Source organism: Pseudomonas sp. GW821-FHT07F01 (genome assembly GCF_059418825.1).
In genome coordinates, this window is record NZ_JBWKQO010000006.1 from 391,224 (window position 1) to 404,708 (window position 13,485).

At 63.8% G+C, this 13,485-nt stretch carries 9 protein-coding genes; 5 read left to right on the top strand and 4 right to left on the bottom strand.

The genetic code is table 11. The features are described from left to right. Nucleotides 1-4: 4 nt before the first annotated feature. From AC07R1_RS23620 to hemE, 4 genes are all read left to right on the top strand, one after another. The gene (locus AC07R1_RS23620) at nt 5-1,585 is read left to right on the top strand and encodes an AAA family ATPase (RefSeq protein ID WP_283991932.1); all 1,581 of its coding nucleotides are present in this window, start codon (nt 5-7) and stop codon (nt 1,583-1,585) included. 348 nt (nt 1,586-1,933) lie between these two features. Beyond that, entirely contained in the window at nt 1,934-6,382 is a 4,449-nt protein-coding gene (gene gltB / locus AC07R1_RS23625) for a glutamate synthase large subunit (protein WP_011058827.1), read from the top strand. A gap of 33 nt (nt 6,383-6,415) precedes the next feature. Beyond that, nucleotides 6,416-7,834, top strand: coding sequence for an FAD-dependent oxidoreductase (locus AC07R1_RS23630; protein ID WP_011058828.1), 1,419 nt, complete (start codon nt 6,416-6,418; stop codon nt 7,832-7,834). Between the two features lie 210 nt (nt 7,835-8,044). Further along, nucleotides 8,045-9,112, top strand: coding sequence for a uroporphyrinogen decarboxylase (gene hemE, locus AC07R1_RS23635; RefSeq protein ID WP_495110982.1), 1,068 nt, complete (start codon nt 8,045-8,047; stop codon nt 9,110-9,112). Between the two features lie 467 nt (nt 9,113-9,579). Here hemE and AC07R1_RS23640 read toward each other — a convergent pair whose 3' ends face one another. Then, on the bottom strand, nt 9,580-10,848 hold the full coding sequence (locus AC07R1_RS23640; protein ID WP_053148680.1) for an MFS transporter: 1,269 nt from the start codon (nt 10,846-10,848) through the stop codon (nt 9,580-9,582). A gap of 119 nt (nt 10,849-10,967) precedes the next feature. On the opposite strand from AC07R1_RS23640, the gene AC07R1_RS23645 reads away from it, so the two are divergent. Continuing rightward, nucleotides 10,968-11,867: a LysR family transcriptional regulator gene (locus AC07R1_RS23645; RefSeq protein ID WP_011058831.1), complete on the top strand. Its 900-nt coding sequence runs from the start codon at nt 10,968-10,970 to the stop codon at nt 11,865-11,867. Here the strand turns inward: AC07R1_RS23645 and AC07R1_RS23650 are convergent. The 3 genes from AC07R1_RS23650 to AC07R1_RS23660 form a co-directional block, all read right to left on the bottom strand. Then, nucleotides 11,835-12,326, bottom strand: coding sequence for an excinuclease (locus AC07R1_RS23650; protein ID WP_495110983.1), 492 nt, complete (start codon nt 12,324-12,326; stop codon nt 11,835-11,837). The two genes, AC07R1_RS23645 and AC07R1_RS23650, sit on opposite strands and share 33 nt — an antisense overlap. A gap of 192 nt (nt 12,327-12,518) precedes the next feature. Further along, nucleotides 12,519-12,965, bottom strand: a complete 447-nt coding sequence (locus tag AC07R1_RS23655) for a hypothetical protein (RefSeq protein ID WP_011058833.1) — start codon at nt 12,963-12,965, stop codon at nt 12,519-12,521. A 62-nt stretch (nt 12,966-13,027) separates the two neighbouring features. Further along, nucleotides 13,028-13,477, bottom strand: coding sequence for a hypothetical protein (locus AC07R1_RS23660; RefSeq protein WP_011058834.1), 450 nt, complete (start codon nt 13,475-13,477; stop codon nt 13,028-13,030). Nucleotides 13,478-13,485: the final 8 nt, after the last annotated feature.

Genomic DNA, 13,485 nt, shown 5'->3' on the forward strand with positions numbered 1-13,485 from the left:
CCCGATGACTAGTTTGCACGCCGACGAGGCTTTCCTCGGCCATTACCAGTTGAGCCACGATCCTTTCGCTCCCCGGGTCCCTGGCTTCAAGTTCTTTCCTGCCCAGCGCAAGCCCGTGCTGGGGCAACTGCATCACCTGGCCCGCTACAGCCAGTTGCTGCTGGTGGTCACCGGGCCTCAGGGCAGCGGCAAGACCCTGCTGCGCCAGGCGCTGGTAGCCAGTACCAACAAGCAATCGGTGCAGAGCGTGGTGGTGTCGGCCCGCGGCGCCGGCGACGCTGCCGGCGTGCTGCGCCAGGTGGCCCAGGCGCTGAACGTGGCCGAGGCTGAAATCGGCGCGATCCTCGCCCAGATAGTGCAGCTGGCCCTGACCGGTCAGGAAGTCTATCTGCTGGTGGATGACGCCGAGCAGCTCGACGAGTCCGCCCTCGAGGCCCTGCTGGCCCTGGCGGCCGGCGCTCCGGAAGGGCGCCCCCATGTGTTCCTGTTCGGCGAGTCGTCGCTGATCGCCGCACTGGACCAGCTCAATACCGAGGAAGAGCGCTTCCACGTCATCGAGTTGCAGCCTTATACCGAAGAGGAAACCCGCGAATATCTGGCCCAGCGGCTTGAAGGTGCGGGGCAGGGCATCGAACTTTTCTCCGCAGATCAGATCAGTGATATTCACGAAGGCTCCGATGGCTGGCCGGGCAACATCAACCAGGTCGCCAGGGATGCAATGATCGAAGCAATGATCGCCAGCCGCTCTGCGGTCAAGCGTCCAAGTATGGGGTTCAACATGCCGAAGAAACACGTATTGGCCATCTCCGCTGTCGTGGTGGTGGCCGTGGCCGCGGCCTGGTTGATGCCGGGCCGCAGCAAGGCTCCAACCACCGGCGCTCCGGCCAATGAGCAAGCGCAACTGCCTTTGGGGCAAACACCGACACCCAATGCCAATGGCAGCCCGTCAGTAGAGTTCGCCGGTTCGTCACAGCCAATGCCGCTGCCGTTGGTCGGCCAGTCGCAGCCCGTGATGCGCGGTCCTCTGGCCGAAGCCGCAGGGGGTATCAGCGAGGGTGACGACGGGGTACCGGTTGAAGGCTCCAGCGCCGTTCCACCGACCGTGACCACCACCGCGCCGCCTGCTGGGGCTACGGCTGGCCCGACGCCGACTCCGGCAGCGCGTCCAGCCCCGGCACCGACCCAGGTGGCCACGGCCAAGCCTGCGCCTGCCGCCAAGCCGGCAGAGAAGCCAGTGGCAGCCAAGCCTGCTCCGGCCAAGCCGGCCGAGAAGCCGGTCACCGTGGCCAAGGCCGCCGGTGGCAGCTGGTACGCTGGCCAGGCGCCAGGCAACTACGTGGTGCAGATCCTCGGCACCAGCTCGGAAGCCACCGCGCAGAACTTCGTCAAGGAACAGGGCGGCGAATACCGCTACTTCAAGAAAGTCCTCAACGGCAAGCCGCTGTATGTGATCACCTACGGCAACTTCGCAAGCCGCGATGCAGCGGTCAGCGCCATCAAATCCTTGCCAGCGAAGGTTCAGGCTGGTAAACCTTGGCCTCGCACTGTCGCTAGCGTTCAACAAGAACTGGCAACAACTCGCTGAAGATTCGGCGGCCTTACCCAGGCCGCCTCTCCCGGCAACCTCAAATTTCCGCATCGGCATGCTGCCTTACAGGCCGCGTGCCTTGTGGTGTCTGCGTCACAGTAGTTTTTGAGTCGCGGCAGTCAAAAGCAAAACTTTTTGACTAGCACAGCATATCGCTTTAAAACGTTCATAAATGCGACATGAATTTACGACAGATCGTCGCTAAATTTGTGGGGCTTTGTGTCGGTGTGTACAATGACCTCCCTTTTGCCCCCGCAAAGCTGGCGTACGTTCGGCGCGGAATGCAAGTGGTTGAATTGAAAAGAAATTTGCCTCTAAAAGAGGCAGCCTGGTGAGAAAGTGTCTATGAAAGCAGGTCTGTACCAACCAGATGAATTTAAGGATAACTGTGGTTTCGGCCTGATAGCCCACATGCAGGGCGAACCCAGTCATACCCTGTTGAAAACGGCCATTGAGGCCCTGACCTGCATGACCCACCGCGGTGGGATCAACGCGGACGGCAAGACCGGCGACGGTTGCGGTCTGCTGATGCAAAAGCCCGACCTGTTCCTGCGCGCAGTCGCCACGGAGCACTTCGGCATCGAGCTGCCCAAGCAATATGCGGTGGGCATGGTGTTCTTCAACCAGGACCCGGTGAAAGCCGAAGCCGCTCGCGAAAACATGAACCGCGAGATCCTCGCCGCCGGCCTGCAACTGGTGGGCTGGCGCAAAGTACCGATCGATACCAGTGTGCTCGGGCGTCTGGCCCTGGAGCGCCTGCCACAGATCGAACAAGTGTTCATCGGCGGCCAGGGTCTGAGCGACCAGGATTTCGCCATCAAGCTGTTCAGTTCCCGTCGCCGCTCCTCGGTGGCCAACGCCGCCGACACCGACCACTACATCTGCAGCTTTTCCCACAAGACCATCATCTATAAGGGCCTGATGATGCCGGCGGACCTCGCCGCCTTCTATCCGGACCTGGGTGACGAGCGCCTGCAAACCGCGATCTGCGTGTTTCACCAGCGCTTCTCCACCAACACCCTGCCGAAATGGCCGCTGGCCCAGCCATTCCGCTTCCTCGCCCACAACGGCGAGATCAACACCATCACCGGCAACCGCAACTGGGCCGTGGCCCGGCGCACCAAGTTCGCCAACGACCTGATCCCGGACCTGGAAGAGCTCGGCCCGCTGGTCAACCGCGTGGGTTCCGACTCTTCGAGCATGGACAACATGCTGGAGCTGATGGTCACCGGCGGCATCGACCTGTTCCGCGGCGTGCGCATGATCATTCCGCCAGCGTGGCAGAACGTCGAGACCATGGACGCCGACCTGCGCGCGTTCTACGAATACAACTCGATGCACATGGAGCCGTGGGACGGCCCGGCCGGCGTGGTCATGACCGACGGCCGCTACGCCGTCTGCCTGCTGGACCGCAACGGCCTGCGCCCGGCGCGCTGGGTCACCACCCAGAACGGCTTCATCACCCTGGCTTCGGAAATCGGCGTGTGGAACTACCAGCCCGAGGACGTGATCGCCAAGGGCCGGGTCGGCCCGGGCCAGATCTTTGCCGTGGACACCGAGACCGGGCAGATCCTCGACACCGACGCCATCGACAACCGTCTGAAGTCCCGTCATCCGTACAAGCAATGGCTGCGCAAGAATGCCCTGCGCATCCAGGCCACCATGGAAGACAACGACCACGGTTCGGCCTTCTACGACGTCGACCAGCTCAAGCAGTACATGAAGATGTACCAGGTCACCTTCGAAGAGCGTGACCAGGTGCTGCGCCCACTGGGCGAGCAGGGCTACGAAGCGGTGGGTTCGATGGGCGACGACACGCCGATGGCGGTGCTGTCCCAGCGCGTGCGTACCCCCTACGACTATTTCCGCCAGCAGTTCGCCCAGGTCACCAACCCGCCGATCGACCCGCTGCGCGAAGCCATCGTCATGTCCCTGGAGATCTGCCTCGGTGCCGAGCGCAACATCTTCCAGGAGTCGCCCGAGCACGCTTCGCGAGTGATCCTCAGCTCGCCAGTGATCTCCCCGGCCAAGTGGCGTTCGCTGATGAACCTCGACCGCCCGGGTTTCGAGCGCCAGGTCATCGACCTCAACTACGACGAGAGCGTCGGCCTGGAAGCCGCGATCCGCAATGTCGCCGACCAGGCTGAAGAAGCCGCTCGCGCCGGCCGCACCCAGATCGTCCTCAGCGACCGTCATATTGCGCCGGGCAAGTTGCCGATCCACGCCTCCCTGGCCACCGGCGCGGTGCACCACCGCCTGACTGAAAAGGGCCTGCGCTGCGACTCCAACATTCTCGTGGAAACCGCCACCGCCCGCGATCCGCACCACTTCGCGGTGCTGATCGGGTTCGGCGCCTCGGCGGTCTATCCGTTCCTGGCCTACGAAGTGCTGGGCGACCTGATCCGTACCGGTGAAGTGCTGGGCGACCTCTACGAGGTGTTCAAGAACTACCGCAAGGGCATCACCAAGGGCCTGCTGAAGATCCTGTCGAAGATGGGCATCTCCACCATCGCCTCTTACCGTGGCGCGCAGCTGTTCGAAGCCATCGGCCTGTCCGAGGAGGTCTGCAACCTGAGCTTCCGTGGCGTGCCGAGCCGGATCAAGGGCGCACGTTTCGTCGACATCGAAGCCGAGCAGAAAGCCCTGGCGACCGAAGCCTGGAGCCCGCGCAAGCCGATCCAGCAAGGCGGCCTGCTGAAGTTCGTCCACGGTGGCGAGTACCACGCCTACAACCCGGACGTGGTCAACACCCTGCAAGCCGCCGTGCAGCAGGGCGACTACGCCAAGTTCAAGGAATACACCGCGTTGGTGGACAACCGCCCGGTGTCGATGATCCGCGACCTGTTCCAGGTGAAGACCCTGGACACGCCGATGGACATCAGCGAAGTCGAGCCCCTGGAGTCGATCCTCAAGCGCTTCGACTCTGCCGGTATCTCCCTGGGCGCCCTGTCGCCGGAGGCTCACGAAGCCCTGGCCGAAGCCATGAACCGCCTCGGCGCGCGTTCCAACTCCGGTGAGGGCGGCGAAGACCCGGCGCGCTACGGCACCATCAAGAGCTCGAAGATCAAGCAAGTGGCCACTGGCCGTTTCGGCGTGACCCCGGAGTACCTGGTCAACGCCGAAGTGCTGCAGATCAAGGTGGCCCAGGGCGCCAAGCCCGGCGAGGGCGGCCAGCTGCCTGGTGGCAAGGTCAACGGCCTGATCGCCAAGCTGCGCTACGCAGTCCCCGGCGTGACCTTGATTTCGCCTCCGCCGCACCACGACATCTATTCGATCGAAGACTTGTCGCAGCTGATCTTCGACCTCAAGCAGGTCAACCCTCAGGCGCTGGTGTCGGTGAAGCTGGTGGCCGAAGCCGGCGTTGGTACCATCGCCGCCGGTGTGGCCAAGGCCTATGCTGACCTGATCACCATCTCCGGCTACGACGGCGGTACCGGCGCTTCGCCGCTGACCTCCATCAAGTACGCCGGTGCGCCGTGGGAACTGGGCCTGGCGGAAACCCACCAGACCCTGCGCGGCAACGACCTGCGCGGCAAGGTCCGGGTGCAGACCGACGGCGGCCTGAAAACCGGCCTCGACGTGATCAAGGCAGCCATCCTCGGCGCCGAGAGCTTCGGCTTCGGCACCGCGCCGATGATCGCCCTGGGCTGCAAGTACCTGCGCATCTGCCACCTGAACAACTGCGCCACCGGTGTGGCGACCCAGAACGAGAAACTGCGCAAGGATCACTACATCGGCACCGTCGACATGGTGGTGAACTTCTTCACCTACGTCGCCGAGGAAACCCGTGAGTGGCTGGCCAAGCTTGGCGTGCGTTCCCTGGAGCAACTGATCGGCCGGACCGACCTGCTGGAGGTGCTGGAAGGCCAGACCGCCAAGCAGCATCACCTGGACCTGACCCCGTTGCTGGGCAGTGACCACATTCCGGCGGACAAGCCGCAGTTCTGCCAGGTGGACCGTAACCCGCCGTTCGACAAGGGCCTGCTGGCCGAGAAAATGGTCGAGATGGCCCGCTCGGCGATCAATGACAAGAGCGGCGCCGATTTCGCCCTGGATATCTGCAACTGCGACCGCTCCATCGGCGCACGGATCTCCGGCGAGATCGCCAGGCTCCACGGCAACCAGGGCATGGCCCAGGCGCCTATCACGTTCCGTTTCAAGGGCACTGCGGGGCAGAGCTTCGGCGTGTGGAACGCCGGCGGCCTGAACCTCTACCTGGAAGGCGACGCCAACGACTACGTGGGCAAGGGCATGACCGGCGGCAAGCTGGTGATCGTTCCGCCCAAGGGCAGCGTCTACAAGACCCAGGACAGCGCCATTATCGGCAACACCTGCCTGTACGGCGCCACCGGCGGCAAGCTGTTCGCCGCTGGCACCGCGGGTGAGCGTTTCGCCGTGCGCAACTCCGGTGCCCACACCGTGGTGGAAGGCACTGGCGATCACTGCTGCGAGTACATGACCGGTGGTTTCGTCTGCGTCCTGGGCAAGACCGGTTACAACTTCGGCTCAGGCATGACCGGCGGTTTCGCCTATGTGCTGGACCAGGACAACACCTTCGTTGACCGGGTCAACCACGAACTGGTGGAAATCCAACGGATCAGCGGCGAAGCGATGGAAGCCTATCGCAGCCACCTGCAGCGCGTGCTGAACGAGTACGTCGAGGAAACCGACAGCGAATGGGGCCGTAACCTCGCCGAGAACCTCGACGACTACCTGCGCCGTTTCTGGCTGGTCAAGCCCAAGGCTGCCAGCTTGAAGTCGTTGCTTTCCAGCACCCGTGCCAACCCGCAGTGATATGCGCCTGAAGAGTGTGATGAGGTTTTGATAATGGCTGAACGTCTGAATAACGACTTCCAGTTCATCGATGTCGGGCGCAAGGATCCGAAGAAGAAACTGTTGCGTCAACGCAAGAAAGAGTTCGTGGAAATCTACGAACCCTTCAAACCCCAGCAGTCGGCCGACCAGGCCCACCGCTGCCTGGGTTGTGGTAACCCGTACTGTGAATGGAAGTGCCCGGTGCACAACTTCATTCCCAACTGGCTCAAGCTGGTGGCCGAGGGCAACATCCTCGCCGCCGCCGAGCTGTCGCACCAGACCAACACCCTGCCGGAAGTCTGCGGCCGGGTGTGCCCGCAGGATCGCCTGTGCGAGGGTGCCTGCACCCTCAACGACGGGTTTGGCGCGGTGACCATCGGTTCGGTGGAGAAGTACATCACCGACACCGCCTTCGCCATGGGCTGGCGCCCGGACATGTCCAAGGTCAAGCCTACCGGAAAACGCGTGGCGATCATTGGCGCGGGCCCGGCAGGCCTGGGCTGTGCCGACGTGCTGGTGCGTGGCGGCGTGACCCCGGTGGTGTTCGACAAGAACCCGGAAATCGGCGGTCTGCTGACCTTCGGTATCCCCGAGTTCAAGCTGGAAAAGACCGTGCTGAGCAATCGTCGCGAAGTCTTCAGCGGCATGGGCATCGAGTTCCGCCTGAACACCGAGGTGGGCAAGGACGTGACCATGGAGCAACTGCTCGCCGAATACGATGCGGTGTTCATGGGCATGGGCACCTACACCTACATGAAGGGCGGCTTTGCCGGTGAGGACCTGCCGGGCGTCTATGACGCGCTGGATTTCCTGATCGCCAACGTCAACCGCAACCTGGGCTTTGAAAAGTCGCCGGAAGACTTCGTCGACATGAAAGGCAAGAAGGTGGTGGTGCTGGGCGGTGGCGACACCGCGATGGACTGCAACCGCACCTCGATCCGCCAGGGCGCCAAGTCGGTGACCTGCGCCTATCGTCGTGACGAAGCCAACATGCCCGGCTCGCGCAAAGAGGTGAAGAACGCCAAGGAAGAAGGCGTGAAATTCCTCTACAACCGCCAGCCGATCGCCATCGTCGGTGAAGACCGCGTCGAAGGCGTGAAGGTGGTCGAGACCCGTCTCGGCGAGCCGGACGCCCGTGGCCGCCGCAGCCCCGAGCCGATCCCGGGTTCTGAAGAGATCATCCCGGCCGACGCCGTGGTCATCGCCTTCGGTTTCCGTCCAAGCCCGGCGCCATGGTTCGAGCAGTTCAGCATCCAGACCGACAGCCAGGGCCGTGTCGTGGCCCCGGAACAGGGCCAGTTCAAGCACCAGACCAGCAACCCGAAGATCTTTGCCGGTGGTGACATGGTGCGCGGTTCTGATCTTGTGGTGACGGCGATCTTCGAAGGGCGTAACGCCGCCGAAGGCATCCTCGACTACCTGGGCGTCTGACCCACCTTGCAGGAGCCGGCTGGCCGGCGAACAACGATAACGCGGTGCTGTTGATGCACCGCGTCGATCGCTTCGCCAGCAAGCTGGCTCCTACGGGATCTGTGCCCGTCCCGTGACAAATTGCCCCCATAGACATAAAGAAACGGCTCTTGCCGTGCCTTTTGTGTCGCGCTCTGAGAAAATGCCCCCACTTTTTTTCCGGATGCCGACATGACTGCCCTGAAGAACGACCGTTTCCTTCGTGCCCTGCTCAAGCAACCCGTAGACGTCACCCCGGTGTGGATGATGCGTCAGGCTGGGCGCTACTTGCCTGAATACCGTGCCAGCCGCGCCAACGCCGGTGACTTCATGAGCCTGTGCATGAACCCGGCGTTCGCTTGCGAAGTCACTCTGCAGCCTCTGGACCGCTATCCACAGCTGGATGCGGCGATCCTCTTCTCCGACATCCTGACCATCCCCGATGCCATGGGCCAAGGCCTGTACTTTGAAACCGGCGAAGGCCCGCGCTTCAAGAAAGTGGTCAGCACCCTGGCCGACATCGAAGCCCTGCCGATCCCCGATCCGCAAAAGGACCTGGGCTATGTGATGGATGCGGTCAGCACCATTCGTCGCGAACTCAATGGCCGGGTGCCGCTGATCGGTTTTGCCGGCAGCCCCTGGACCCTGGCCACCTACATGGTCGAAGGCGGCTCCTCCAAGGACTTCCGCAAGTCCAAGGCCATGCTCTACGACAACCCGCAAGCCATGCACCTGCTGCTGGACAAGCTGGCCCAGTCGGTCACCGCGTACCTGAACGGGCAGATCCGTGCCGGCGCGCAGGCGGTGCAGATCTTCGACAGCTGGGGCGGCAGCCTCTCGGCGGCGGCCTACCAGGAGTTCTCCCTGGCCTACATGCGCAAGATCGTCAGTGGCCTGATCCGCGAACACGACGGGCGCAAGGTTCCGGTGATCCTCTTCACCAAGGGCGGCGGCCTGTGGCTGGAAAGCATTGCCGATGCCGGCGCGGACAGCCTGGGCCTGGACTGGACCTGTGACATCGGCGAAGCCCGCCGCCGGGTCGGCAGCAAGGTATCGCTGCAAGGCAACATGGACCCTACCGTGCTCTACGCCAACCCGCAGGCGATCCGCAGCGAAGTTGCGCGCATCCTCGCCAGCTACGGCAAGGGCAGCGGCCACGTGTTCAACCTGGGCCACGGCATCACTCCGGAAGTGAAACCGGAGCACGCCGGAGCCTTCCTGGAAGCGGTGCACGAGTTGTCGGCGCAATACCACGAATAAGCGCCCCCCTAAAAAACGCCCGGCACCTGCCGGGCGTTTTCATTGGCGGACACTTTTTGCAGGAGCCAGCTTGCTGGCGAGAGGGCCCTCAAGACCTGCGCCTGCCTGGCGCACGCCTTCGCTGGCAAGCCAGCTCCTACAGGGGGCGGCCAGCCAGATTCGCTCGGTGTAGGAGCCAGCTTGCTGGCGAAAGGGCCTTCAAGACCTGCGCCTGCCTGGCGCACGCCTTCGCTGGCAAGCCAGCTCCTACAGGGGGCCGGCCAGTCAGGTTCGCTCGGTGTAGGAGCCAGCTTGCTGGCGAATGGGCCCTCAAGGCTTGCACCTGCCTGGCGCACGCCTTCGCTGGCAAGCCAGCTCCTACAGGGGGCGGCCAGTCAGGTTCGCTCGGTGTAGGAGCCAGCTTGCTGGCGAAAGGGCCCTCAAGACCTGCGCCTGCCTGGCGGAGCACTTCGCCGGCAAGCCTGCTCCTACAAAGGGGGGAGTTTGGCGAGTTTCATGGCGATCAACAGGGCTCCGATCAGCAAGGCGCCGATAAACAGGCCGATGCCGTTCCAACCCGCCAGGTGCCAGAACACCCCGCCGGCGGTGCCGGCAATGCTCGAGCCGGCGTAGTAGCTGAACAGGTACAGCGACGACGCCTGGCCCTTGGCCTTGGTGGCGCGACGGCCGATCCAGCTGCTGGCCACCGAGTGGGCACCGAAGAAGCCGAAGGTGAACAGCAGCATGCCGATCAGCACCAGGGACAGCGGGGTCAGCAGGGTCAGGGCGATCCCCGCCAGCATCAGCACGATGGTGCCCCAGAGCACCCGGCGCCGGCCCAGCTGGTCGGCCAGGGCGCCGATCTTTGCCGAGCTGTAGATGCCCGAGAGGTACACCACCGACAGCATCCCGACCCAGGCCTGGCTCAGTTGATAGGGCTCGGCCAGCAGGCGGTAGCCGATGTAGTTGAACAGGGTGACGAAAGCCCCCATCAGCAGGAACCCTTCGAGGAACAGCCAGGGCAGGCCGGCATCGCGAAAGTGCATGGCAAAGCCGTCCAGCAGGCTGCGCGGGTGCAGCGAACGGGGGCGGAAATTGCGTGATTCGGGAAGGATGCGCCAGAACACCGCGGCAGCGATCAGTGCCAGGCCGCCGATCACCAGCATCGCCGTGTGCCAGCTGACGAAGTCGATCAGCACCCCGGTGATCAGTCGCCCGCTCATGCCGCCGATGGCGTTGCCACCGATGTACAGGCCCATGGCCAGGCCGATGTGCTGGGGGTGGATCTCCTCGCTCAGGTAAGTCATGGCCACCGCTGCCAGCCCGCTCAGGGACAGGCCCACCAGCGCGCGCATCAGCAGCACCCCGTGCCAGCTCGGCATCAGCGCACTGGCGATGGTGCACAGGGCGGCGGCCAGCAAGGCGGCGACCATCACCGGCTTGCGACCGATGCGGTCGGAAACCGGCCCGGTGATCAACAACCCGATGGCCAGCATGCCGGTGGCGACCGAGAGGATCAGGCTGCTCTGGGCGGCATTGATGGAAAAGTCCCGGGACAGCAGCGGCATCATCGGCTGTACGCAATACAGCAGGGCGAAGGTGGCAAAACCGCCGGAGAACAGCGCCAGCACGGTGCGCATGAACATCGGCGTGCCTTTTTCGATGTAGGCCTCGTTGAGCTGGGCGACCACCTCGTCCAGGGGCGTGGCAGGGGGTTCGTGGGCGGAGGGGGCAACAGCGGCAACAGCGGATTTCACGGGGGACCTCGGGGGAACGCAGCCGGTCAGGCAATGGAAAAAGCATATAGCTGGCTAATGATTCTTTCCAATATATTGTTCGACCTGTTTGATAGGTTTTAAGACTTAATGAGGCCCTCATGGAACTGCGTCACCTGCGCTACTTCATCGCTGTCGCCGAAGAACTGCATTTTGGCCGTGCAGCCCAGGTGCTGGGCATCTCCCAACCGCCCCTGAGCCAGCAGATCCAGGCGCTGGAGCAGGAGGTGGGGGCGCGCCTGTTCGAACGCACCAATCGTCGGGTCGAGCTCAGCGAGGCCGGGCGCCTGTTCCTGGAAGAGGCGCGGCTGGTACTGGCCCAGGTGGACAAGGCCGCGGACGTGGCGCGGCGTGCGCAGCTGGGCGAGCTGGGGGAACTGAAGATCGGCTTCACCTCGTCGGCGCCCTTCAATTCGACCATTCCCCAGGCGATCTTCGCCTTTCGCCAGCGCTTTCCCGCGGTACACCTCAAGCTCAAGGAGATGAGCAGCACCCAGGTGGCCGAGGCCCTGGTGGACCAGGCGATCCAGGTCGGCATCATGCGGCCCTTGCCCCTGCCGGATTCGCTGTCGGTGGTGGAGCTGCTGCGCGAGCCGCTGGTGGCGGTGCTCAGTTCCAAGCACCCGCTGGCCAGTGGCAGTGAAGAGGGGCTGCACCTGGCGGAGCTGGCCCATGAGCCCTTTGTGTTTTTCCCCCGCAGCTATGGCAGCGGCCTGTATGCGCAGTTGCTGAGCCTGTCCCGGGATGCCGGCTTTACCCCGCATTTCGCTCAGGAGGCGGCGGAAGCCATGACCATCATCGGCCTGGTGGCGGCGGGGTTGGGGGTGTCGGTGCTGCCGGCGTCCTACCAGCGCATGCGCATCGACGGCGTGGTCTATCGCCGACTGCTGGACCCGGCGGCGATGTCGGCGGTGTGGCTGGTGCAGCGCAAGGATCAGGCTTCGCCCATGGCCAAGGCCTTTGTCGAGCTACTGACGCGCAAGACCGGGGCTACGCCCTGAGGGGCTGTTGGGTCGCACCGGGGCCTGCAGGTTCACCAGGTCGCCGCGCAGGGCCACTCCGGCCATCAGTACCCCGGCATGGCATTCGTAGGTGTTGAGGTCCTTGCGCACGTGGTGCTTGTAGTAGCTGACGATATTGGTCACCGCGTTGGCGCCGACCCGCTTGGCCGCGGCTTGCAGGGTGATCAGGGCCGACTGCAAAGCCCATTCGCAGGCGGCGATATCGCTCTTGTTGAAGGCATTGGTCTTCTTGTGGGTGGTGACTTCGGTGAGCCGTACCTGGAGCACCGGCGCGAGCGGGTTGCCGGCCAGGTGGAAGCTCACGCTGCCATCCAGGCGCCCGGCGCGCTCGGCGTCGGCCACGACTTTTTCGAAGGGCATGTACATCAGGTTGGTGGCCTGGCTGGTGGGGCTCAGGACCGCTAGCAGGGCCAGGGCAATCAGCGCTTTCACTTGCATGGTCGGCTCCTTGACGGACGTGAAAGAAGAGCCGCTGTCACGCCGGCCGAGGTCCGGTCGCACCGCTTGGCTCCCGCAGGCGGCGTTGGCCCGGCCTGCTGTTGCGAGTGTAGACGGCGCTGGCCGGGCTCCGGAAAAAATCCCGGAAACGCAAAGGGCGCCTCAGGCGCCCTTTTCGTTGTCAGCCGCAGCTCACTGGACCTTGGACAAGTCTCCGCGCAGCGCTACGCCAGCCATGATGGCGCCGGCATGGCACTCATAGGTGGTGGCGTCCTTGCGCTCGTGGCTCTTGTAGAAGCTGGCAATGTCGGTCACGGCGTTGGCGCCGACTTTCTTCGCCGCTTCATGCAGGGTGATCAGTGCCGACTGCAAGGCCCACTCGCAGGCCACCTGGTCGGCCTTGCCGAAGGCATTGGTCTTCTTGTTGGTCACGGCGCCGGGGCTCAGCACGCTGACCTTGCCGGCCGGCTTGTTTCCCGCCAGGTAGAACTTCACGCTGCCGTCGATCTTGCCGGTGCTGATGGCCTCGGCCACGACCTTGTCGAAGGGCAGGTACAGGGCCGTATCGCGGGCCTGGCTGACGCCGGGCAGGGTGCACAGCAGCAGGGTGGCGGTGGCCGCCAGTGTCTTCAAACGCATCGCATTCTCCATGACATCAAAGGGGGTGAAGCAGCCCTGTGACCAGGGTCACAGGGAAGGGCTCATTGTGCGGCCGGGAAGCTCTTGGCCGCGGCATCCGACAGCTGTTGCGCGGCCCGCTCGTTCTGGTTGTCCCGCAGTTCGCGCAGGATTCCCTTGTCCAGCAGGCGCACCCAGCGGATGTAGTTCTTGTGGATCTTGCCGTCCTTGTAGTCCATGTCGCGGCTGTCGCGGTAGACGATCTTGTAGTAGCTGGCGGAGTACTGGATATCGATCTCCGCGTGGAACTGTTGACGCACGGTGATCTCGGCCTGGATCAGCTCCGGGCTGATGCGCTGCACGGTCCACTTGCGGGCTACGAGGTTCTTCAGGATCGCCTGCTTGACCTGCTCCTGGTCGGCCTGGATGGTGGCCGGGAGCACCCGGTTGGGGGTGTACATGCGCTTGCTGGTACAGGCGGTGACGCTCAGCAGGGCAAGGACGATGAGGGTGGCGCGAAACAGGGAAGACATTCCATTTC

Bases quoted from the DNA above. Each gene is read 5' to 3' on its own strand.
- AC07R1_RS23620 (WP_283991932.1), top strand. From the start codon at position 5: ATGACTAGTTTGCACGCCGACGAGGCTTTCCTCGGCCATTACCAGTTG.
- gltB (WP_011058827.1), top strand. From the start codon at position 1,934: ATGAAAGCAGGTCTGTACCAACCAGATGAATTTAAGGATAACTGTGGT.
- AC07R1_RS23630 (WP_011058828.1), top strand. From the start codon at position 6,416: ATGGCTGAACGTCTGAATAACGACTTCCAGTTCATCGATGTCGGGCGC.
- hemE (WP_495110982.1), top strand. From the start codon at position 8,045: ATGACTGCCCTGAAGAACGACCGTTTCCTTCGTGCCCTGCTCAAGCAA.
- AC07R1_RS23645 (WP_011058831.1), top strand. From the start codon at position 10,968: ATGGAACTGCGTCACCTGCGCTACTTCATCGCTGTCGCCGAAGAACTG.
- AC07R1_RS23650 (WP_495110983.1), bottom strand. From the start codon at position 12,326: ATGCAAGTGAAAGCGCTGATTGCCCTGGCCCTGCTAGCGGTCCTGAGC.
- AC07R1_RS23655 (WP_011058833.1), bottom strand. From the start codon at position 12,965: ATGCGTTTGAAGACACTGGCGGCCACCGCCACCCTGCTGCTGTGCACC.
- AC07R1_RS23660 (WP_011058834.1), bottom strand. From the start codon at position 13,477: ATGTCTTCCCTGTTTCGCGCCACCCTCATCGTCCTTGCCCTGCTGAGC.